Annotated in this window: 19 protein-coding genes, 1 tRNA gene and 3 pseudogenes; 10 read left to right on the top strand and 13 right to left on the bottom strand. The window is 69.9% G+C overall.

Annotated elements, in window-relative coordinates:
* The first annotated feature begins 88 nt into the window (after positions 1 to 88).
* Positions 89 to 164: transfer RNA gene (locus tag AC2W7E_RS02665), tRNA-Asn, on the top strand.
* Positions 165 to 282: 118 nt separating this feature from the next.
* On the opposite strand, the gene AC2W7E_RS02660 is transcribed toward AC2W7E_RS02665, so the two are convergent.
* The 3 genes and pseudogenes from AC2W7E_RS02660 to AC2W7E_RS02650 all read right to left on the bottom strand — a co-directional run.
* Complete coding sequence (locus AC2W7E_RS02660) at positions 283 to 1,719, bottom strand: APC family permease (RefSeq protein ID WP_338566209.1); 1,437 nt, start codon at positions 1,717 to 1,719, stop codon at positions 283 to 285.
* 45 nt (positions 1,720 to 1,764) lie between these two features.
* Entirely contained in the window at positions 1,765 to 2,193 is a 429-nt protein-coding gene (locus tag AC2W7E_RS02655; protein WP_485988478.1) for a zinc-binding dehydrogenase, read from the bottom strand.
* Positions 2,194 to 2,459: 266 nt separating this feature from the next.
* Positions 2,460 to 2,861, bottom strand: a pseudogene (locus tag AC2W7E_RS02650) (alcohol dehydrogenase catalytic domain-containing protein); the annotation flags it as partial.
* 114 nt (positions 2,862 to 2,975) lie between these two features.
* On the opposite strand from AC2W7E_RS02650, the gene AC2W7E_RS02645 reads away from it, so the two are divergent.
* Entirely contained in the window at positions 2,976 to 4,388 is a 1,413-nt protein-coding gene (locus tag AC2W7E_RS02645) for a PucR family transcriptional regulator (protein WP_485988477.1), read from the top strand.
* 153 nt (positions 4,389 to 4,541) lie between these two features.
* Here AC2W7E_RS02645 and AC2W7E_RS02640 read toward each other — a convergent pair.
* Positions 4,542 to 4,751: pseudogene (locus AC2W7E_RS02640) on the bottom strand (hypothetical protein); the annotation flags it as partial.
* Between AC2W7E_RS02640 and AC2W7E_RS02635 the strand changes: the two are divergent.
* On the top strand, positions 4,744 to 4,989 hold the full coding sequence (locus AC2W7E_RS02635) for a hypothetical protein (RefSeq protein ID WP_485988476.1): 246 nt from the start codon (positions 4,744 to 4,746) through the stop codon (positions 4,987 to 4,989). The pseudogene AC2W7E_RS02640 and the gene AC2W7E_RS02635 overlap by 8 nt on opposite strands.
* 94 nt (positions 4,990 to 5,083) lie before the next feature.
* Here AC2W7E_RS02635 and def read toward each other — a convergent pair.
* A pseudogene (gene def, locus AC2W7E_RS02630) lies at positions 5,084 to 5,649 on the bottom strand (peptide deformylase).
* Positions 5,650 to 5,710: 61 nt separating this feature from the next.
* On the opposite strand from def, the gene AC2W7E_RS02625 reads away from it, so the two are divergent.
* The gene (locus AC2W7E_RS02625) at positions 5,711 to 6,751 is read left to right on the top strand and encodes a DMT family transporter (RefSeq protein WP_051582195.1); all 1,041 of its coding nucleotides are present in this window, start codon (positions 5,711 to 5,713) and stop codon (positions 6,749 to 6,751) included.
* Here AC2W7E_RS02625 and pgl read toward each other — a convergent pair.
* From pgl to tkt, 6 genes are read right to left on the bottom strand one after another with little or no spacing between them, the layout of a single operon-like run.
* On the bottom strand, positions 6,745 to 7,524 hold the full coding sequence (gene pgl, locus AC2W7E_RS02620; RefSeq protein WP_174235366.1) for a 6-phosphogluconolactonase: 780 nt from the start codon (positions 7,522 to 7,524) through the stop codon (positions 6,745 to 6,747). The two genes, AC2W7E_RS02625 and pgl, sit on opposite strands and share 7 nt — an antisense overlap.
* A gap of 5 nt (positions 7,525 to 7,529) precedes the next feature.
* On the bottom strand, positions 7,530 to 8,465 hold the full coding sequence (locus AC2W7E_RS02615; RefSeq protein WP_025103659.1) for a glucose-6-phosphate dehydrogenase assembly protein OpcA: 936 nt from the start codon (positions 8,463 to 8,465) through the stop codon (positions 7,530 to 7,532).
* Complete coding sequence (zwf, locus tag AC2W7E_RS02610; RefSeq protein ID WP_025103658.1) at positions 8,462 to 10,012, bottom strand: glucose-6-phosphate dehydrogenase; 1,551 nt, start codon at positions 10,010 to 10,012, stop codon at positions 8,462 to 8,464. The genes AC2W7E_RS02615 and zwf overlap by 4 nt, the downstream gene beginning before the upstream one ends.
* A 20-nt stretch (positions 10,013 to 10,032) precedes the next feature.
* A complete protein-coding gene (locus AC2W7E_RS02605) occupies positions 10,033 to 11,640 on the bottom strand; it encodes a glucose-6-phosphate isomerase (protein WP_085607711.1) in 1,608 nt (535 codons plus the stop codon).
* Positions 11,637 to 12,749 carry a transaldolase gene (tal, locus tag AC2W7E_RS02600; RefSeq protein WP_062634304.1) on the bottom strand — a complete coding sequence of 371 codons (1,113 nt, stop codon included), beginning with the start codon at positions 12,747 to 12,749 and terminating at the stop codon, positions 11,637 to 11,639. Before tal ends, AC2W7E_RS02605 begins: the two co-directional genes overlap by 4 nt.
* Positions 12,746 to 14,842 (bottom strand): transketolase, encoded by a 2,097-nt coding sequence (tkt, locus tag AC2W7E_RS02595; protein ID WP_025103655.1) that lies wholly within the window; start codon positions 14,840 to 14,842, stop codon positions 12,746 to 12,748. The genes tal and tkt overlap by 4 nt, the downstream gene beginning before the upstream one ends.
* A gap of 249 nt (positions 14,843 to 15,091) precedes the next feature.
* Between tkt and AC2W7E_RS02590 the strand changes: the two genes are divergently transcribed.
* The gene (locus tag AC2W7E_RS02590) at positions 15,092 to 15,997 is read left to right on the top strand and encodes a heme o synthase (RefSeq protein WP_029989291.1); all 906 of its coding nucleotides are present in this window, start codon (positions 15,092 to 15,094) and stop codon (positions 15,995 to 15,997) included.
* Here the strand turns inward: AC2W7E_RS02590 and AC2W7E_RS02585 are convergent.
* Positions 15,943 to 16,428, bottom strand: coding sequence for a hypothetical protein (locus tag AC2W7E_RS02585; protein ID WP_025103653.1), 486 nt, complete (start codon positions 16,426 to 16,428; stop codon positions 15,943 to 15,945). The two genes, AC2W7E_RS02590 and AC2W7E_RS02585, sit on opposite strands and share 55 nt — an antisense overlap.
* Before the next feature lie 68 nt (positions 16,429 to 16,496).
* Positions 16,497 to 17,618: a COX15/CtaA family protein gene (locus AC2W7E_RS02580; protein ID WP_025103652.1), complete on the bottom strand. Its 1,122-nt coding sequence runs from the start codon at positions 17,616 to 17,618 to the stop codon at positions 16,497 to 16,499.
* Between the two features lie 232 nt (positions 17,619 to 17,850).
* Between AC2W7E_RS02580 and sufB the strand changes: the two genes are divergently transcribed.
* Genes sufB through AC2W7E_RS02555 form a run of 5 tightly spaced genes read left to right on the top strand, consistent with a single transcriptional unit; the run spans position 17,851 to position 21,911 of the window.
* Positions 17,851 to 19,269, top strand: a complete 1,419-nt coding sequence (sufB, locus tag AC2W7E_RS02575; protein ID WP_025103651.1) for a Fe-S cluster assembly protein SufB — start codon at positions 17,851 to 17,853, stop codon at positions 19,267 to 19,269.
* Positions 19,270 to 20,475 carry a Fe-S cluster assembly protein SufD gene (gene sufD / locus AC2W7E_RS02570; RefSeq protein WP_062634313.1) on the top strand — a complete coding sequence of 402 codons (1,206 nt, stop codon included), beginning with the start codon at positions 19,270 to 19,272 and terminating at the stop codon, positions 20,473 to 20,475.
* On the top strand, positions 20,472 to 20,798 hold the full coding sequence (locus AC2W7E_RS02565; RefSeq protein WP_025103649.1) for a non-heme iron oxygenase ferredoxin subunit: 327 nt from the start codon (positions 20,472 to 20,474) through the stop codon (positions 20,796 to 20,798). The genes sufD and AC2W7E_RS02565 overlap by 4 nt, the downstream gene beginning before the upstream one ends.
* Before the next feature lie 3 nt (positions 20,799 to 20,801).
* On the top strand, positions 20,802 to 21,572 hold the full coding sequence (gene sufC / locus AC2W7E_RS02560) for a Fe-S cluster assembly ATPase SufC (RefSeq protein WP_025103648.1): 771 nt from the start codon (positions 20,802 to 20,804) through the stop codon (positions 21,570 to 21,572).
* Between the two features lie 9 nt (positions 21,573 to 21,581).
* Complete coding sequence (locus AC2W7E_RS02555) at positions 21,582 to 21,911, top strand: metal-sulfur cluster assembly factor (protein WP_017202280.1); 330 nt, start codon at positions 21,582 to 21,584, stop codon at positions 21,909 to 21,911.
* Positions 21,912 to 21,930: the final 19 nt, after the last annotated feature.

Raw genomic sequence — 21,930 nt, 5'->3', positions numbered from 1 at the left:
GCCCGAGGGTCGCGGAAGGGGCCCCGGTGTCACGAACAGCGTCTCGAGTTTGCTAAGCTTGACGAGTTGCCCGCTCCGCGGCGCACATTCCTCGGTAGCTCAATTGGCAGAGCAGCCGGCTGTTAACCGGCAGGTTCTTGGTTCGAGTCCAAGCCGGGGAGCCAACGAGAGAAGCCCCCTCCACGGAGGGGGCTTCTCTCGTTCCCGGACCGCTCGTCTGCGCCCCGGGAAACAGGAAGAGCCCCTCCTCGCGGAGGGGCTCTTCCTGTCGGGGAGGATGGTTCAGCCGACGCCCTCCATCGCGCTCGTCTCGGTGTTGCCGATCCGGGCGATGACGTGAGGGCGACGACGGGCGAGGTAGGCGTACCGGGTGAGCGCGAGAGCGACGGTCACCAGGAACACGTACGGGATCACGTTGTAGGGGAAGGCAGGAACGGGCCACACGTTCGCGAAGAAGACGTACGCCATCGTCACGACCGCGACCGTGGCGCACACCTTCACGAGGCCGTTCCGCATCTTCGCCCGCTGCGTGTAGACCACGCAGGCGATGGCGACGAGGGCGTAGGCGACCATGTAGCCGTAGGTGCCCCAGGTGTTGACCCAGACGAGGATGTCGCCCGTCGCCGCCCCCGCCACCAGCAGCACGATGTCGACCGTGATCGCCGCGGCGCCGGCGAGGATGAGCACGCGGTGCGGCGTGAGGTGCTGCTCGTGCGTGCGGCCGAAGCGCTCCGCGACGACGCCTTCCTTGCCCATCACGTAGACGATGCGGCCGATCACGTTGAGCGGCGCGACGACGACCGCGAAGAACGACGCCGAGACGCCGAACGTGAGCACGGCCGCGAACCAGCCCGGCATGCCGATGAGGGCGGACATGCTCTCCAGTGGGCTCGCGGCGGTGGCGAGGTCGTCGCCGAGGACCGCGATCTGCGTGTAGGCGGCGAAGACGTAGAGCACGCCGACGCCGAGGGCGCTCCACATGATGGCGCGGGGGATCGCCTTGTACGGCTCCTTGGCCTCGCGCCCGAGGGCGTCTGCAGAGGAGAAGCCGACGAAGCCCAGGATGCCCAGGACCATGCCGGACGCGATGCCCTGGAACGACGAGCCGGTCGCGAGCACCTGCGCGGGGTCCCACGCAGAGGGGCCCGCCCACGCGAGCGCCGCGATCAGGAGCACGAGGATGATGCCGACGGAGAGCAGCTCGAGGACGAGCGAGACCCGGGCGGAGAGCCGGATGCCGCGGATGGTGAACAGCGTCGCCAGCCCGCCGAGCACGATCGCCAGGCCGATGTCCCAGCCGAGCCCCTGGGCGGGGAGGCCCAGCATGCTCAGGAACTGCCCCATGTAGCTGACCGAGCCGCTGAGGGAGGCCGCTGCGATGCCGAAGCAGCCGATCAGCAGGGTGACCCCGGTGAGGAAGGCGCCGAACGGGCCGAGTCCCTTCGACACGTAGGTGTACAGCGAGCCTGCCGAGGCGTGCTTGCGAGCGAACACCACCACGCAATAGCCGACGCACAGGATCACGATGGTGGCCAGTGCGAAGGCGTAGATGGTGCCGTTCCCGGCGCCGAGGAAGATGGCGGCGGCCGTGAAGGCGATGACGGCGCTGGGGGCGATGTTGGCGATGGCCTGGGCGGCGAGCTCGGGTCCGCTCATGACGCCGGTGCGGAGACCGGCATCCTGAGGGGCGCCGGGCGGGGCGACGACGGTGTCTGACATGGTTCTCCTGGATTCGGGTTTCAGGGATGGGGGCGCGCGCGGCGGTCAGGGGATGAGGAGGGTGCGCAGTGCCGAGCCGCCGTCGAGGTCGTCCAGGGCGGCGGCGGCCTCGGAGAGCGGACGGCGACCGGAGATCAGCGGATCGATCTTCAGCTGCCCGTCCATGTAGCGGTCCACGAGCGCGGGGACGTCGATCGACGGCCGCACCGAGCCGTAGTTCGAGCCGAGGATGCGCTGGTCGGCCTCGGCGAGGACGAGCGGCTCGAACGAGGCGCGTGCTCCCGTGGGCGGCAGCCCGACGATGACGGCGGCGCCGCCGAGTCCGAGCATCTGGATGGACTGCTCGGTCGTGGAGGTGCGTCCGATCGCGTCGAAGGCGTAGTCGACGCCGTCGGGGATGAGTTCGCGCAGCTGGGCCACGGCATCGCCCTGGGAGGCGTCGATGCGGTCCGTGGCCCCGAACTGCAAGGCCATCTGCGTCTTCTCCGGCCGCACGTCGATCGCGACGATGCGCTCGGCCCCGGCGAGTCGGCGCCCTGGACGACGTTGAGCCCGACGCCGCCGCAGCCGATGACGGCGACGGTCGACCCCGGTTCCACGGCGGCGGTGTTCAGGACGGCGCCGACACCGGTCGCGACCGCGCAGCCGACCACGGCGATGACGTCGAGGGGCGCGTCGTCGCGAACCTTCACGGCTCCGGATGCGGGGACGACGACCTCCTCCGCGAAAGACGAGACGCCCAGGTAGTGGTGCAGCTGCTCGCCGTCGCGGCTCAGCCGTGACGTGCCGTCGAAGAGCACGCCGAGGGGAGCGACCACGGTGGCGACCTTCTGACAGCGCGCCTCGTGACCGGCGCGGCAGTAGCGGCACTCGCCGCACGGCGGCACCCAACTCAGCACGACGTGGTCGCCGACAGCGAGCGTGGTGACGCCCTCGCCCAGCTCGGTGACGACGCCGGAGCCCTCGTGGCCCATGACCAGGGGAGCGGCGGCATCCCACTCGCCGCGCTTGACGTGCAGGTCGGAGTGGCAGACACCGGCGGCGGCGATGCGCACGCGCACCTCACCGGCGCGGGGCGGAGCGAGGTCGACGTCGACGAACTCGATGGGCGACTGGGGGTCGCGGAAGACAACAGCTTTCATGACATCCTTCGGGAAGTGGGGATGCGCACGATGCTAGGAGAGAGCGGAAGGCCTCGGCATCCGACAGAAGCGTGAACGGAATGGCTGCTCTTCGACAACTTGTATGATCGGAAGGTGGCTCGTGACATCGCCTCCGTGGCCAGGTATCTCCGTGCGGAGCTGCTGCCGGGCGCTGTCCCCGGAGCGCGGTCGGTCAACGCGGTCCTTCCCCTCGACGACTTCGGTCCGCCGGTGGATCCGCTCCATGCGACGCTCGTCGTGGCCGAGGAGGCCGCGCTCCTCGGCGTCGCCGGCGACCGCCGTGCCGCGCTGGGCGAGACCGTGGTGGTCACGAGCGCCGACAGCCCCCGCCTTCGCGAAGCCGTGCGGGACGCGGGGATCACGGCGATCGTCGGGGCGCCGATGCCGCCGTCGCTGCTCGTCCCGACGCTGACCTCGCTCCTCGCGGTCGATCAGGCGGCGGAGGCCCGCGCGATCACCTCGGCGATGAGGGTGCTCACCCTGGCGGCGCGGCGCAGCGGCATCACCGGCGTCATCGCGGAGCTGGCGCACCGCATCGACGGGTGGGCGGTGCTGCTGGATCGGCATGGCGAGGTCATCACCACGGCCGGTGCCGGAAGCCTGCACATCGACGACGCGATCGCCGTCGCCGTCGGCCGCCCGGTGCGGGTGCGGCATCGCGCTCTGCAGGTGCACCCGGTCGGTCCGGGCCAGGACATCACCGCGCAGCTCGTGACCGCTCCGCGCAACGACAGCTCCGGCCGTGGTCGGGAACTGAGCTCGCAGGCCGCGGCGCTGCTCGATCTCCTGATGCGCACCCGGGACAGCAGTCAGCTGGAGCGCCTCGGCCGCTCCATGATGTTCGAGACCGTGCGCGAGGGAGGGGAGGAGGCCGCTCGTCTGCTCCGCCGCTGGGGCGTGCACGAGCGCGTGCTGGTGGGCTTCGCCCTCGCCTCCCGCACCAGCGGTGTCGACGTCGAGCATCTGCTCGGCCTCTGGCTCGACGAGCTCGGTGCGGAGCACGTCTTCACGTCACAACGGGGAATCGTCCAGGGTGTCGTTCGCGAAGACCACGCCGAGCAGATCGCGCATCGCGCCCGGGCGTTCGCATCGACGCTCTATCTCGGTCTCGGCCGACCGGCGGGCACGGATGCCCTCGCCCGCAGCATCGACGAGGCGCGGCACGCCTGCGAGGCCGCGCGCACCGGCGGCGAACGCGTGGTCCGCTACGAGGCCATTCCGACGGTGTCGTTCGTGCTCGGGGCGCTGGACCCGGATCAGACCACTCGCCTCGCGCGTCTGCTCGACCCCCTGCGCGCGGCCGAGCGGCCCGCCGAGCTCCTCGACACCCTCCGGGTGTTCCTCGCGTGCAATGGGGCGTGGAGCGAGAGCGCGGCGCGGCTGCGCATCCACCGACAGACGCTGACGACCCGCGTCCGACGGATCGAGGATCTCACCGGGCTCTCCCTCTCCGATCCGGACGACCGCGTCGCCGCGTGGCTCGCCCTCCGCGCCTCCGACGGCTGACGAGCCACCGGGACGACGAAGGGCCCCGCCTTGCGGCGGAGCCCTTCGTGGAGACGCGGTCGGATCAGCGCGCGGCGCCCTTGAGCGATCCCTCGACCTGGCGGCCGGGTCGACGATGATGCACTGGATCACGCGGTCGTTGGCCTGCTCCCACGAGTCCTGGCTGGGGGTGAGCGTGGTCACGTCCAGAGCGGAGTCCTGGTACGAGACGCCGACGAAGGACGTGTACGCGTCGCCGATGCACTCCTCGGACGCGGCGCTGATGGCGTCCTCCGAGTACTCGCCGTCGTCCATCTTGATCTCGTAGAAGACCTCTTCGTCGTGCGGCTCGGAGCACGGCACGACGTTCGCGTCGGTGAGCATCCCGGAGCCGGTCTCGAGCATGCAGTCGCCGAGCTTCACGGAGAAGACGTCGATGTTCGCGCTCTCGGTGACCTGGCCGGTCTCCTCGTCGCGGTCGGCGTCGGCGCGACCGCCGCCGAGAATGCTGTTGATCGCGCTGCAACCGGTGAGAGCGAGCGAGACGGCGACGGCCGAACCGGTGAGCACGAGTGCGCGACGGGTGCGCGACTTCATCATGGATTTCCCCTTCAGAGCGTGACGCGGGGCATGCTGAATATCCCCGCCGCGAACACGCTATAGTGCCCGGAGTCTATGATGCAACTTGAAGGATGCTGTGCGCCGGCTGAACGCGATCAGCCTTCGAGGTCGTCGACGCCGGGCAGCCAGCTGGCCCCCGGGCGCCCCCAGCCCCGCTTGCGGGCGATCTTCTGCGTGGTCTTCCAGTCGGAGTCCGAGAGGCGATCGATGTAGAGCACGCCGTCGAGGTGGTCGAACTCGTGCTGCATGATGCGAGCGCGCCAGCCGTCCACCTCCAGCGTGACCGGGCCGCCGTCCAGATCGGTCGCCGTCACGCGGACGCGATCGGAGCGACGCAACGGGAACCGTTCGCCCGGGAAGGACAGGCAGCCCTCCGACTCCAGCTCGGGGTCGGCGCGCCCGGCTCCGGGGGCGTCATCCACAGCTCCGGATTGATGAGCACACCGCGCCAGGGCTGGTCGTCGTCGTCGACGTAGGAGTACGTGTAGATCCGCAGCGGCACGCCGACCTGAGGGGCGGCGAGGCCGACGCCGGGCGCGGCATCCATGGTCTCGAACATGTCGGCGACGAGGGTGCGGATCTCGTCGGTGATCGCCTCGACGGGGGAGGCGGGGGAGTGCAGGACGGGATCGCCCATGATGCGAATCGGAAGGACAGCCACGTCACAACCCTAGTCGGCGGCACTCTCCGGGTAGGGTCGTACTGTGAGCGCAGGGGTGTGGATGGGGACGGTCGAGGACGTCGGCGACCAGCTGGTCGGAGCGTTCCAGAACCCCGGCCTCCTCCTGGGGATCCCGCTGGCCCTCGCCGGTGCGGTGTTCATGTCGCTCGGCGCGCAGTACCAGCACCGGGGCGTGGAGAAGGTCGAGCGGCTCAGCGGCTCCGACGGCGCGGCCGGTCTCAGCCTCGATCAGCTCAAGCGCCTGTTCACGCGACCGTCCTGGGTGATCGGGACGCTCATGCTGGGCCTCGCGATCGTCTGCCAGCTCGCAGCGCTCGTCAAGGCGCCGCTGATCGTGGTGCAGCCGCTCGGTGCCATCGCCCTGGTCATCACTACGCTCCTCAACGCCCGCATCTCCGGCCACGCCCCCACGAGGCAGTCCCTCACCGCGATCATCGCCTGCGTCGGCGGCATCTTCCTCTTCGTGTTCTTCGCTGCGATCTACGCCACGGAGAAGGAGGTCACGGACCGCGAGCTGTTCGTCATCCTCGCGATCCTGCTCGTCGTGATCATCGTGCTCGGGGCGTGCTGGCTCATCCTCCGGCATCGGATGCGCGCGCTGTTCTACATCATCGGCGCCGGCATCCTCTACGGCTTCGTCGCCACCCTCGCGAAGGTCATCATCAAGCGCATCGAGGCCGGCCAGTTCGAGTGGATCACCGCGGTCTGCCTGCTCGCGCTGCTCTCGGCGGGTGCCGTCGGCGCTTACTTCGTGCAGACCGCCTACAGCTCCGGTCCGCCCGACCTCGTCATCGCGGGCCTGACGGTGGTCGACCCCATGGTGGCCGTTCTCATCGGCATGCTCGTGCTCGGTGAGGCCGCCGCGGCGCCCTGGTGGGTCTTCATCATCTTCGGCGTCGCCGGCGGCATCGCGGTCTGGGGTGTGGTCGGACTCGCCCGCTTCCATCCGCAGGTCCTCAGCGAGAGCCAGGACCTCGGGATCACCCGGGGCAGCGACCCGGTGGCCCCTCCGACCTCGCCGGCGCCGAGCGCGCCGGAGCACCCGGACACGCCCGAGAGGCGCGACCCCGACGCTCAGTAGGCCTGGTCGATGAGGTCGGGGGAGACCTCGGATGCCGCGGCCTCGTCGACGAAGAAGACCGTCCGCTTGCGCCCCTTGGCGCCGGCCGCGGGAACGCTCGTGTAGCTGGCACCGGCGAGGGCGAGGCCCAGCGCCGACGCCTTGTCGGCGCCCGTGAGCACGAGCCAGACCCGCTTGGAGGCGTTCAGCACCGGGCGGGTGAGGGTCACCCGCTCGGGCGGGGGCTTGGGGGAGTCCCGCACCGGGAGCGCCGCGGCATCGGTCACGGTGACCTCCTCGCGGTCCGGGAAGAGCGAGGCGATGTGGCCGTCCGGTCCGACGCCGAGGAAGCACACGGCGAAGGACGGCCAGGGGTGGTCGTCAGTGCCGAAACGGGCGAGCTCGGCGGCGTACGCGGCGGCGGCCTCATCGAGCTCGAGACCGCTGTCGGAGCCGGCGATCTCGTGCACGTTCTCCGCGGGGACGTCGATGTGGTCAAGCAGTGCCTCCCGGGACTGGAGGGCGTTGCGGTCCGCGTCGTTCCGCGGCACGTACCGCTCGTCCCCCCACCAGAAGTGCACGAGGGACCAGTCGATCTCGGCGGACCGCGGGTTGTCCCGGACGGCGCGCAGGACGGCACCGCCCATCGACCCGCCCGTCAGCGCGACGTGGGCCAACCGCCCGTTGCGCGTGCGCGCGCGGACGCGGGTGAGGAAGCGATCGGCGACCCGGAGGGCGAGGGCGGTCGGGGTGGCCTCGACCACGACCCGCTTCTCTGCGGACGATCCCGGCATCGAGGTCACTCTCCTGTCTCGGGCGGACCGAGCTTCTCCCAGCCCTCCGTGATCACTCGACCGTACAGGACGTCGGGGTCGAGCCGGCGCAGCTCCTCCGCGAGGCACTCGCGCAGCGTCCGCCGCGGCAGGTGCAGGTCATGGTCGGGCTGGTTCGGCTGGGTGAGCACGGCGACGCCGGGCGACGGGCGCTCGAGGAGGATGTCGCCGGACTCCCGGGTGAGGCGCACCGACTTGATGCCCTCCTGCCAGTGCTCCGGGTCCTCGTACGACCACCGCACCGGGACGTCCAGTGCCATCTGCAGCCACGCGGCGAGCAGCGCGGTGGAGGGCGAGGCGCTCCCGCCCCGGACCTCGACGGCGGTGATGGTCTCGTACGGCGGCTGGTCCAGCACCGCGGCGAGCTGCTCGCGCCAGTGCGTCAGGCGCGTCCAGGCGAGATCGGTGTCACCAGGGGCGTGCGTGCGCCCGAGGAGGGCGAGCCGGTCGCGGACGTCGGGCGAGGTGGCGGCATCGGTGATCCGGCGCTGGGCGATGCGGCCGAGCGGGGAGGTCGCGGGAGAGGTGGGGGCCTCGTCCGGCCACCAGGCCACGACCGGGGCGTCGGGGAGGAGCAGGCCGGTCAGCAGGCTCTCCTCGTTGCTCGCGGCGTCGCCGTGCGCGTGCAGCACGACGACCTCGCTGGCTCCGGCGTCTCCGCCCACGCGGATCTGCGCGTCGAGACGGGACTCGCCGTCGCCGGTGGTCAGCACGATCACGCGCATCGGGTGCTCGCGCGACGCATCGTTCGCGGCGTCGATCGCGGCCTCCGCGACGCCCTTGCGGGCGGCGATGACCAGGGTGAGGACGCGGCCGAGGGCGACGGCGCCGCCCTCCTCGCGCACCTTGACGAGCTGCTTGGCGACCTGGCTGACGGTCGTGTCGGGAAGGTCGATGATCACGGGCGTCTCCAGACTCGTCCGTCGCGGGCCAGCAGGTCGTCGGCCGAGGCCGGTCCCCACGAGCCGGGCGCGTACTGCTCCACCGGACCGCCCTGGGCGGCCCAGTACTTCTCCACCGGGTCGAGGATCTTCCAGGAGAGCTCGACCTCCTCATGCCGCGGGAACAGCGGCGGGTCGCCCAGGAGGACGTCGAGGATCAGACGCTCGTACGCCTCCGGGCTCGCCTCCGTGAACGCGTGGCCGTAGCCGAAGTCCATCGTCACGTCGCGGACGTTCGTGCCGTTGCCCGGCACCTTCGAGCCGAAGCGGATCGTGACGCCCTCGTCGGGCTGGACGCGGATCACGAGGGCGTTCTGCCCGAGCTCCGAGGCGTTGCCGCGGCCGAACAGGTGCTGCGGCGCACGGTTGAACACCACCGCGATCTCCGTCACGCGACGGCCGAGGCGCTTGCCCGTCCGCAGGTAGAACGGCACGCCCGCCCAGCGACGGGTGTCGATCTCCAGCTTGATGGCCGCGTAGGTCTCCGTCGTCGACTCGGGGTTCATCCCCTCCTCGTCGAGGAAGCCGGTGACCTTCTCACCGCCCTGCCAGCCGCCGGCGTACTGTCCGCGCGCCGTGGCGAGGGAGAGATCCTCCGGCACGTGCACCGCGGCGAGGACCTTCTCCTTCTCGGCCCGCAGATGCTCGGCGGAGAGGCTGATGGGCTCCTCCATCGCCGTGAGCGCGAGGAGCTGGAGCAGGTGGTTCTGGATGACGTCGCGTGCGGCGCCGATCCCGTCGTAGTACCCGGCACGACCGCCGACGCCGATGTCCTCGGCCATCGTGATCTGCACGTGGTCGACGTAGTTGCGGTTCCAGATCGGCTCGTACAGCTCGTTCGCGAAGCGCAGCGCGAGGATGTTCTGCACCGTCTCCTTGCCGAGGTAGTGGTCGATGCGGAAGATCGAGTCGGCGGGGAACGCCACTTCGAGGGCCGCGTTGAGAGCGCGCGCCGACTCGAGGTCGTGCCCGAACGGCTTCTCGATCACGACGCGCCGCCAGCGCTCGTCGTCGTCCGCGTCCTCGCCCACGAGCCCCGAGTCCTTGAGCTGCTTCGCGACGAGCGGGAAGTCCTTCGGCGGGATCGAGAGGTAGTAGGCGTGGTTGCCCATGGTCCCGCGTTCCACGTCGAGCTTCTCGACGGTCTCCCGCAGCTTGCGGAAGGAGTCGGGGTTGTCGAACTCGCCGGAGACGAACCGGATGCCCTGGAGCAGCTGTGTCCAGGTCTCCTCGCGGAACGGCGTGCGGGCATGCTGCTTCACCGCGTCGTAGACGACCTGGGCGAAGTCCTGGTCCTCCCAGTCGCGGCGGGCGAAGCCCACGAGCGCGAACCCCGGAGGCAGGAGCCCCCGGTTCGCGAGGTCGTAGACCGCCGGCATGAGCTTCTTGCGGGACAGATCACCCGTCACGCCGAAGATCACGAGGGCGCTGGGCCCCGCGATCCTGTTGAGACGACGATCGTCGGGGTCGCGCAGCGGGTTGTGCCCGCGCGAGATGGGTACAGACATCGGTGGGGGCTCTCCTGCGGTTACTTCTGTGCGGCTTCGAAGAGGGTGAGCACGTCGTCCGAGGACTCGGTGATCGTCAGCGAGACGACGGGCCGTCCGTGCTCCGCGAGCACACCCGCGTCACCGGCCGCCTGCGCCTGGATGAGCTGCCCGAACGTGAACGGGCGGTCGGGGATCTCGAGATCCACGTCCGTGCGCTCCAGGATCTGCAGGAACACGCCCTGGGCGGGGCCGCCCTTGTGGTACTGGCCCGTGGAGTGCAGGAAGCGCGGTCCCCATCCGAACGTGGTCGGACGCCCCGAGTCGGCGGCGACCAGCTCGCGCAGGCCCTGGAGCTGCGGCACCTCGAGGCGGTTGACGTAGGCCTGGATGGACACGTAGCCGTCGGTGGGGAGCTGGGCCCACAGGGCGTCCAGCACGCCTTCGACGGTGCCCGACACGGCGAGGGCGGGATCGGAGACCCGCACCTCGACGCCGTTCTCGACGAACGCGGGCGCCGTCGGCTCCGGGCGGGCGTCGAGCAGGCCCCGGGCGGCGACCTTGGCCGACTCGACGTCGGGCTGGTCGAACGGGTTGATGCCGAGGAGGTGCCCGGCGATGGCCGTCGCGTACTCCCAGACGATGAACTGCGCGCCGAGCGTGCCGCTGACGAGGATCTCGCCCTCGTGCCGCTCGTGCAGGTGGAACTCGTTGGCGTCGTCGACGAGGCGCACGATCTGGAGGTCGGCGGGGACCGGGTCGAGCTCCGGCGAGACCGGGAGCAGGACGACCGGGAGGATGCCGGTGCCCTCCTTGCCCGTGGACTCGGCGATCAGCTGCTCGATCCAGTCCGGCAGCCCCTTGATGTGCGTGCCGTCGGTGATCAGGCCCAGCTTGTCGCGGCGGGGGCTCGTGGCGGCGATCGCGGCCCCGAGACGAAGCGCGGGGTTGTCGGCGGAGTCCACGGCCACCTCGAGCAGGGAGGCCTCGGCCTCGTCGAGGAGCTCGTCGATGTCGACGCCGGCGAGTCCCGACGGCACGAGGCCGAAGGCGGTCAGCGCCGAGTAGCGGCCGCCCACGTTCGGGTCGGCGTTGAAGACCCGGTAGCCGGCCTCGCGCGCGGAGGCGTCGAGCGGCGAACCGGGATCGGTGACCACGACGATCCGCTCGGTGGGGTCGATGCCGAGGTCGCGGAAGGCGGCCTCGAAGGTGCGGCGCTGCGAGTCGGTCTCGACCGTGGAGCCCGACTTCGAGGACACGACGAGGACCGTCTCGGCGAGACCCTCGTCGAGCGCGGCGAGCACCTGTCCCGGGGCGGTGGAGTCGAGGATCGTGAGCGGGACGCCGGACGTCTGCGCGATCACCTCGGGAGCGAGCGAGGAGCCGCCCATCCCGGCGAGGACCACGCGGGTGACGCCCTTCGCCGCGAGCTCCTCGCGCAGTGCGACGATCTCCGCGACCAGCGGGCGGGAGACCGAGACGGCCTGGACCCAGCCGAGCCGGACCGACGCCTCGGCCTCGGCGGCCGGACCCCAGAGCGTGGCGTCGCCACCGGTAATGCGGGAGGCGACGAGGTCGTGGACCAGGGCCGGCACGGTCTCCTCGATGGCGACGCGCGCCGCGCCCGATGCGTGGATGGCGAAGGTCATCGCTGTGCCTCCAGAGCCTCGGTGACCTGCGCGAGCAGGTCGTGCCAGGAGTCGATGAACTTCGCGACCCCCTCCTCCTCGAGCACCTCGGTCACCGCGTCGAAGTCGACGCCCACCTCGGCGAGCCCGGCGAAGACCTCGCGGGCCTCCTCGTAGCCGCCGGTGATGGTGTCTCCGGTGACGACGGCGTGGTCGAACGTCGCCTCGAGGGTCTTCTCCGGCATCGTGTTCACGACGCCGTCCGCGACCAGTTCGGTCACGTACAGCGTGTCGGGGAGGTTCGGGTCCTTGACGCCGGTGGACGCCCACAGCGGGCGCTGGACGTTGGCGCCGGCGGCGAGGAGATCCTGCGCGCGCTTCTCGGCGAACGTCTTCTCGAAGAGCTCGTAAGCCAGTCGGGCGTTCGCGAGGCCCGCCTTGCTCTTCAGTGCGGCGGCCGCGTCCGTTCCGATCGCGCTCAGGCGCTTGTCCGTCTCCGTGTCGACCCGGGAGACGAAGAACGAGGCCACGGAGTGGATGGTGGACAGATCGATGCCCGCCTCCTTGGCGCGCTCGAGTCCCGTGAGGTACGCCTCGATGACCTCGGCGTAGCGCTCCAGGCTGAAGATGAGGGTCACGTTGACGCTGATGCCGTTCGCGATCGCCTCGGTGATGGCCGGGAGCCCCGCCTTGGTCGCCGGGATCTTCACGAGGAGGTTGGGGCGGTCGATCCGGTCCCAGAGCTCCTTGGCCTGCGCCACGGTGCCGTCGGTGTCGTGGGCGAGGTCGGGGGAGACCTCGATCGACACGCGTCCGTCGACGTGGCCGGACTCCTCCCACACCGGGCGGAAGACGTCGAGCGCGGCACGGACGTCCTGGGTCGTCGCGGCGAACACCGCGTCCTCGGCCGAGGCTCCGGACGCGGCGAGCTCGGTGACCTGCGCGTCGTAGGACGTGTCGTTCTTGTCCGTGATCGCGTTCGCGAAGATGGTCGGGTTCGTGGTGACGCCCACGACGTTGCGCGACGCGATCAGCTCGGCGAGGTTGCCGGAGGAGATCCGGGTGCGCGAGAGGTCGTCGAGCCAGATGCTGACGCCGGCGGCGGCGAGCTGGGCGGTGGGGGTGCTCATGCGTTCTCCTTGATGGTCTCGCGGGCGGCCGCGACGACGGCCTCGGTGGTGATGCCGAACTTCTCGAAGAGGGTCTTGTAGTCGGCGGAGGCGCCGAAGTGGTCGATGCCGACCGACCGGCCGCGGTCGCCGACGATGCCGCGCCACGTGAGCACGGAACCGGCCTCGACCGAGACGCGGGCGGTGACGGACGACGGCAGCACGCTCTCGCGGTAGGCCTCGTCCTGCTCCGCGAACCACTCCAGCGAGGGGGCGGAGACCACGCGGACGTTCACGCCCTCGCCGGCGAGCACCTCGCGGGCGTTCACCGCGAGCTGCACCTCGGAGCCGGTGGCCACGATGATGACGTCCGGAGTGCCGTTCGGCGCCTCGGCCAGGACGTAGGCGCCCTTGGCGGCCTGGGCGGCGGAGGCGAAGGTGTCGCCCGAGGCCTCGCCCTCGCCGCGCGGGAACACCGGGATGTTCTGGCGGGTCAGCGCGATGCCGGCCGGGCCCTCGTGGCGCCGGAGGATCTCGAGCCACACGGCGGCGGTCTCGTTGGCGTCCGCCGGGCGGACGACGGCCAGGTTCGGGATCGCGCGCAGCGTCGCGAGCTGCTCGATCGGCTGGTGCGTCGGGCCGTCCTCGCCGAGGGCGACGGAGTCGTGCGTCCAGACGAAGACGCTCGGCACGTTCATCAGCGCGGCCAGGCGCACGGCCGGACGCATGTAGTCGCTGAAGATGAGGAACGTGCCCCCGAAGGCGCGCGTGGGCCCGTGCAGCACGATGCCGTTGACGATCGCGCCCATGGCGTGCTCACGGATGCCGAAGTGCAGCACCCGGCCGTACGGGGTGCCCGACCACTCGTGGGTCGACCACTCGGCGGGGATGAACGACGGCGCGTCCTTGATCGTCGTGAGGTTCGACTCGGCGAGGTCGGCGGAGCCGCCCCAGAGCTCGGGGAGCTGCGCGGCCAGCGCGTTGATGACCTGGCCGGACGCGGCGCGGGTCGAGACGTCCTTGCCGGCCTCGAAGACGGGGAGCGCGTCGGCGATGTCGGCGGGGAGCTCGTGGGCCTCGACACGGTCGAGCAGGGCCTTGCGCTCGGGGTTGGCGGCCGCCCAGGCATCGAACGACTCCTGCCAGGCGGCGCGGGCCTCGGCGGCGCGCTCCGCGAGGCCGCGCGTGCGCTCCAGCACCTCGTCGGCGACGACGAAGGTCTGCTCCGGGTCGAACCCGAGGACCTTCTTGGTGGCGGCGAGCTCGTCGGCTCCGAGCGCCGATCCGTGGATCTTCCCGGTGTTCTGCTTGCCGGGAGCCGGCCAGCCGATGATGGTCTTGAGGATGATGAGCGACGGCTTGTCGGTCTCGCCCTTGGCCGCCTCGATCGCGGCGTGGAGCTCGGCGACGTCCTCCACGTACTCGCCGGTCTTCTTCCAGTCCACGGTCTGCACATGCCAGCCGTAGGCCTCGTAGCGAGCGGCGACGTCCTCGGTGAAGGCGACGTTCGTGTCGTCCTCGATGGAGATCTGGTTCGAGTCGTAGATCGCGATGAGGTTGCCGAGCTGCTGGTGGCCGGCGAGCGAGGAGGCCTCGCTGGTGACGCCCTCCTGCAGGTCGCCGTCGCCCGCGATCACGTAGACGAAGTGGTCGAACGGGCTCGTGCCCGCTGCGGCCTCGGGGTCGAAGAGGCCGCGCTCGTACCGGGCGGCGTACGCGAAGCCGACCGCCGAGGCGAGGCCCTGGCCCAGCGGGCCCGTGGTGATCTCGACGCCCTTGGTGTGGCCGTACTCGGGGTGGCCGGGGGTCTTCGAGCCCCAGGTGCGGAGTGCCTTGAGGTCGTCGAGCTCGAGCCCGAAACCGCCCAGGTAGAGCTGCACGTACTGCGTCAGCGACGAGTGGCCGACCGACAGGATGAAGCGGTCGCGGCCGAGCCAGTCGGTGTCGGTCGGGTCATGCCGCAGCACCCGCTGGTAGAGCAGATAGGCGGCGGGAGCCAGACTCATCGCCGTGCCGGGATGACCGTTGCCGACCTTTTCGACCGCATCGGCCGCCAGGATCCGGGCGGTGTCCACCGCGCGTCGATCGATCTCGTCCCACTGCAATTCCGACACGTTCATGCCCTTTCCGACAGTTTCGAGGGCGCCGGTATTCCCTGGCGCATCCGCAACTTCCCTGGCGCATCCCGCATCGTCCGGGAGACGGGCGGGGTTGTGCGCAGCACCGGGCGCGCGAGTGCTCTCAGCATAGCGGGGACGGTCCCGGCGACTGAGGGGTGGAAGGCGCGGAACGCGTCACGGCGTGTCATACACTGGAGAGGTTGTCCGGTAACGCGCGCGGAGGAGGCGATCGAGATCTCGACGATGTCTGATCAGACCGTACGGAAGTCGTCCATCGGTCGCACGGTGAGCGCCTACGTCACTCTGACGAAGCCCCGGGTCCTCGAACTCCTCCTCGTCTCGACCGTTCCGGTCATGTTCCTCGCGCAGGGCGGACTGCCCGATCTCTGGCTGGTCCTCGCGACGGTCATCGGCGGATCGATGAGCGCCGGTTCGGCGGGCGCGTTCAACATGTACCTCGACCGCGACATCGACGCGCACATGCACCGCACGGAGAACCGGCCGCTCGTGACCGGCGAGGTCAGCCCGCGTGGCGCCCTGATCTTCTCGTGGACGCTCGCGATCGTGTCGACCGTGTGGCTCTGGTTCACCACGAACCCGCTCACGGCGATCCTGTCGGCCTCCGCGATCTTCTTCTACGTCGTGATCTACACGATGATCCTCAAGCGCCGCACCGAGCAGAACATCATCTGGGGCGGAATCGCGGGGTGCTTCCCGGTCCTCATCGGCTGGTCCGCCGTCACCGGTTCGCTCGACTGGCCGGCCTTCATCCTCTTCCTGCTCGTCTTCCTCTGGACGCCGCCGCACTACTGGCCGCTGTCCATGAAGTACAAGGACGACTACGACGATGTCGACGTGCCCATGCTCGGCGTCACCCGCAACGCGTCGCAGGTCGGCCTGCAGGTCATCCTGTACGCGTGGGCCACGGTCGCCTGCTCGCTGCTGCTCGTGCCGATCGCCGGCATGGGCCTCGTCTACACCGTCTCCGCCCTGGTGTTCGGCGGCTGGTTCATCTATGAGTCGCACCGCCTGTATAACCAGGCAGTGCGGGGGACCGAGGCGCGGCCGATGCGAGTCTTCCACGCCTCGATCACTTACCTGACGCTGCTGTTCGTCGCCGTGGCGATCGACCCGCTGCTGCCCTTCTGATCCTCGTCGGCCTGGGGCTCGTCAGCCTGAGGCTCCGCATCGACCTGCGGCTCTGCGAACTCGGCATCGGCGGTCCGGAGAGCGGGCTCGTCGCGCGGGACTGAGACCGTCTCGATCGTCTCGTCCTGGATGCTCGGCGCCTCGTGCTCGACGACCGGCGCGGCGGTGACGGGGGTGGCGACGAGCGTGCGCGCGGCGACGAGGCCGAGCGACAGGAGCAGGCCCACCAGGCCCGCGCCGAGGACGACCGCGCCGACGACGACGAGCGACTGACCGACGTACACCTCGACACCGGTGGCGGTGCCGTCCATCAGGGTCGTGGTCATCGTGCCGACCTGTCCGGCGATCATCCAGCCGCCGACCCCGACCGCGGCGAGGGAGACGACGATGAGGAGCCAGAACCCGGCGCTGCGGGTGAGTGTCTTGTTCATGTCGACCACGATGGTCGATGCGGTGATGAGCGCCCGGTGCGCGCGCTATGGATCGTCTGTGCGGCAGGTCAATCGACGGGGGCGGGTACGACGGACGCGGTGCGCTTGAGGTGCAGCACGACGACCGTGTAGGTCGCGGCCGACAGCGATGCAAGGACCATGTGGATGCCCACGAGCACGGGCGGCAGCCCCTCCCGCGCCTGCCAGACGCCGACGGCCACCTGCACGAGGATCGCGATGACGAGCACGAGCAGCCACCGCCGGGGCTCGAGGCGCAGGACCCAGGCGGACACCGTCAGGAAGAGCACGAGGGCGGCCAGGATGTAGCCCGGCCAGGAGTGGACGTGGGCGAGGACCGTGGCGTCGAAGCCGCGGCGAAGCACGTCGGCGTCGCCCGAGTGCGGGCCCGATCCGGTCGTCAGCACGCCGAACAGGATGGTCACGGCGAGGGCGAGGCCGGTGACGTGCGTCACGATCGCGAACCAGGTGGGGACGGCCCGCTCGCGCGGTCCTTCCGGAGTCGCCAGCCGCACGAGGAACGCGGCGGTGATGCAGACGAGCAGGAGCGACGACGTGTAGTGGAACCCGACGATGAAGGGGTTCAGGCCGGTGAGCACGGTGATGCCGCCGACCAGGGCCTGTGCGACGACGCCGATCAGCACGAGCCAGGCGAGGAGGACGAGATCCCGCCGGGCGGGCGTCGTGCGCACCGAGTGGACCGCCGCCGCGATCACCGCGACCAGGAGGACGGCGGACGCGACGGGGAACGCCGGGAAGTCGGTGAGCGAGACCAGGGCGAAGGCGACGGCCGCGCCGGCGAGACCGCCGACGGCGAACCACAGGGCGTCGATGAGCGCCCGGCGGCCGCTGATGGTGTGCAGGACGAGCAGGACGACGGCGATCGCGATGATCCCGACGACGCCGGTCATCAGCCGGTTGCCGAACTCGATCATCCCGTGGATGCCCTGCACCTCGACGATCGGGACGAGCGACTCGGGCGTGCACAGCGGCCACTCGGTGCAGCCGAGGCCGGATCCAGTCAGCCGCACGGCGCCGCCGGTGCCGATGATGATCGTCTCGCTGAGGAACGACAGCCACGCGAAGACGGTGAGCGCACGACCCCACACCGCGGAGCGGGGGGAGGCGGTCGCCCCGGTCGTCGAGGGGGCGGGGATGGTCGTCTCGGGCATAAGTCCTCCGGCCCGTCGAAGACGTGGCGCACGGCCCGTCCGTCAGGCGGAACCTGTAGAATCGGATTGTTGCGATGAGCGCTGACAGCGCTGAAGCATCGTCAACAGTTTAGGCGCGATGGAAGCGCCCGTGATGAGGGCCCCACCAACGGCACCCGCTCCCGCAGACTCGACGGGGATCAGGTGTGTCGGGGCGGATGACACCGTTTGGGACCTGTGAGGAGAGTGTTGCATGTCGGATGTGCTGATCGACCGCCCGGAGCTCGATGGTCTGGGGGTGTACGAATTCGGCTGGCACGATGAGGATGCCGCGGGTGCCGTCGCGAAACGCGGGATCTCGGAAGAGGTCGTCCGCGGGATCTCGGCCCTCAAGAACGAGCCGGAATGGATGCTGAAGACCCGTCTCAAGGGCTATCAGCTCTTCGGCCGCAAGCCGATGCCGACCTGGGGTGCCGACCTCAGCGACATCGACTTCGACAACATCAAGTACTTCGTCCGCTCCACCGAGAAGCAGGCGCAGAGCTGGGAAGACCTCCCCGAGGAGATCCGCGAGACGTACGAGCGCCTGGGCATCCCCGAGGCCGAGCGTCAGCGCCTCGTCGCCGGCGTCGCCGCGCAGTACGAGTCCGAGGTCGTGTACCACCAGATCCGCGAGGACCTGGAGGCCCAGGGCGTCATTTTCATGGACACCGACACCGCCCTGCGCGAGCACCCCGAGTTCTTCGAGGAGTACTTCGGCACGGTCATCCCCGCGGGCGACAACAAATTCGCCGCGCTGAACACCGCCGTCTGGTCGGGCGGCTCGTTCGTCTACGTCCCCAAGGGCGTGCACGTCGAGATCCCGCTGCAGGCCTACTTCCGGATCAACACCGAGAACATGGGCCAGTTCGAGCGGACCCTGATCATCGCCGACGAGGACAGCTACGTCCACTACATCGAGGGCTGCACGGCCCCGATCTACAAGTCGGACTCCCTGCACTCGGCCGTCGTCGAGATCATCGTGAAGAAGAACGCCCGCGTGCGCTACACGACGATCCAGAACTGGTCGAACAACGTCTACAACCTGGTCACCAAGCGCGCCGTGGCGCACGAGGGCGCGACCATGGAGTGGGTCGACGGCAACATCGGCTCCAAGGTGACGATGAAGTACCCGTCGATCTACCTGATGGGTGAGCACGCCAAGGGCGAGACCCTCTCCGTCGCCTTCGCCGGCCCCGGCCAGCACCAGGACGCCGGCGCGAAGATGATCCACATGGCGCCGTACACGCAGTCGTCGATCGTCTCGAAGTCGATCGCCCGCGGCGGTGGCCGTGCCGGCTACCGCGGCGAGGTCCGTGTCGACGCCGCCGCCCATCACTCGGCGAACACCGTCCGCTGCGACGCGCTGCTCGTCGACACCAAGTCCCGGTCCGACACCTACCCGGCGATCGACATCCGTGTCGACGACGTGCAGCTCGGCCACGAGGCCACGGTCTCCAAGGTCAGCGAGGAGCAGCTCTTCTACCTGCAGTCCCGCGGCATGCCCGAGGACGAGGCGATGGCGATGATCGTGCGCGGCTTCATCGAGCCGATCGCGCGCGAGCTGCCGATGGAGTACGCGATGGAACTGAACAAGCTCATCGAGATGGGCATGGAAGGATCGGTCGGCTAAATGGCGGCCTCGACGACAGCGCCCAGCGAGGCGCAGCACACGAACGCGCACATCGACCCGGCCGCCCAGGTGGCGGACGCCGGATTCGTCCCGGTGCAGACCCGCTCCGAGCGTCCGCACTCGTTCGACCCGGACGACTTCGGCACGCCGACCGGTCGCGAGGTGAACTGGAAGCACACGCCGGTGGCCGCGCTCACGCCGCTGTTCCGCACCGCGGAGGGCGAGGACGGCGTGCAGTACTCCTTCACGTCCGGCGAGCAGTACGTGGCCGCACCGCTCACGGCGGGCACCGCTCCGCGCGGTGAGGTCTTCCTCGCCGAGGACATCACCGCCGCCGTCGCGTGGCAGGGCGCCTCCGAGGCCCTGCACATCCGCATCCCGCGCGAGGAGGAGGTCGCGGCGCCGATCTTCCTGTCGCTCACGGGCGCCGGTGCCGACCGTCGGGCGGACGCCCACATCGTGATCGAGGCCCTCGAGCACAGCGCCGCCACGGTGGTGCTGCAGCACAAGGGCTCGGCGCAGTACGCCCAGAACGTCGAGATCATCGTCCGCGACGGGGCGAAGCTCACCGTCGTCTCCGTGCAGCAGTGGGACGACGACGCCGTGCACGCGGCCGCCCACCAGGCGCGGGTCGCGGCCGACGCCACCCTCAAGCACTTCGTCGTGAGCTTCGGCGGCGGCGTGGTGCGCGTGAACCCGAGCGTCGAGCTCGCCGGCGCCGGCTCCGAGGGCTACCTCTACGGGCTTTCCTACGCCGACTCCGGTCAGCACCTGGAGAGCCAGGTGTACCTGCACCACAAGGGCCCGCACACGACCGGCGACGTGCTCTACAAGGGCGCGCTGCAGGGCGAGAGCGCCCACAGCGTGTGGATCGGCGACGTGCTGATCGGGGCGGAGGCCACCGGCACCGACTCCTACGAGGCCAACCGCAACCTGGTGCTCACGGAGGGCGCACGCGCCGACTCCATCCCGAACCTCGAGATCGAGACGGGCGACATCGTCGGCGCCGGGCACGCGAGTGCCACCGGCCGCTTCGACGACGAGCAGCTCTTCTATCTCCAGGCCCGCGGCATCCCGGAGGACGAGGCCCGCCGACTGGTGGTGCTCGGCTTCCTCACCGACATCGTGCTGCGCCTCGGCATCCCCGACCTGGAGTCGGAGCTGCTGGCCGCCATCGAGGCCGAGCTCGCCGAGGTGGACGCGTGACCGCGCAGCGCGTCTGCGGCGTCTCCGAGCTGGAGCAGGACACGCCGCTGCGCGTCGAGCCGGACGGTGTGCCGATCACGGTCATCAAGGACGGCGAGGGCGTCATCCACGCCATCGGCGACACCTGCACCCACGGCGACATCTCGCTGTCCGAGGGCTTCGTGGAAGGTGACACGGTGGAGTGCTGGGCCCATGGCTCGGCCTTCTCCCTGATCACCGGCAAGCCCCAGAATCTCCCCGCATATGAGCCCGTCCCGGTCTACGTCGTCGAGATCGACGGCGACGACGTGCTCATCGATCCCGCTGTGACGAAGGAAGTCTGAAGAATGTCTGTTCTCGAGATCCGCGACCTGCATGTGACGGTCGAGACCGAGGCGGGGACCACCCCGATCCTCAACGGAATCACCCTCACCATGAACACCGGTGAGACCCACGCCATCATGGGCCCCAACGGCTCCGGCAAGTCCACCCTGGCCTACACGATCGCCGGCCACCCGAAGTACACGGTCACCTCCGGCTCCATCACCTTCGACGGTGAGGACGTCCTGGCGATGAGCGTCGACGAGCGCGCCCGCGCCGGTCTGTTCCTCGCCATGCAGTACCCGGTCGAGATCCCCGGCGTGACCGTGACGAACTTCCTGCGCACCGCGAAGACCGCGCTCGACGGCGAGGCGCCCTCGATCCGGCAGTGGACCAAGGACGTCAAGGAGTCCATGGCCAACCTCCGCATGGACCCGAAGTTCGCGCAGCGCAACGTCAACGAGGGCTTCTCGGGCGGCGAGAAGAAGCGCCACGAGATCCTCCAACTCGAGGTGCTCAAGCCGAAGTTCGCCGTGCTCGACGAGACCGACTCCGGCCTCGACGTGGACGCGCTGAAGATCGTCTCCGAGGGTGTCAACCGCGCGAAGGAGTCCACCGGCCTCGGTGTGCTGCTCATCACGCACTACACCCGGATCCTCCGCTACATCCGCCCCGACTACGTGCACGTGGTCGTCGCGGGCAAGATCGTCGAGGAGGGCGGCCCCGAGCTCGCCGACCGTCTGGAGAACGAGGGCTACGACCGATTCCTCGACCCCTCCGCTCCCATCGAGGCGTAGGCTGATCGCATGACAGCGACCCTGACGGACGAGAAGTACGACGCGGTCACCGAGGCTCTCAAGGACGTGATGGATCCTGAGCTCGGGATCAACGTCGTCGACCTCGGACTCATCTACGACCTGGCCTGGGATGACGAGAACGACGCTCTCGTCATCCACATGACGCTGACCAGCGCGGGTTGCCCGCTCACGGATGTCCTCGAAGACCAGACGGCGCAGGCCCTCGACAACGTCGTGGACCGCTTCCGCATCAACTGGGTGTGGATGCCGCCGTGGGGACCCGAGCGGATCACGGACGACGGGCGCGACATGATGCGTGCGCTCGGTTTCGCGATCTGAGCGTTCCGGTCACCTGACC

The organism is Microbacterium sp. CFSPD4_SD4 (genome assembly GCF_057364585.1).
Note: the sequence above shows the minus strand (reverse complement) of the source record. Positions and strands in the feature narration are given on the sequence as shown.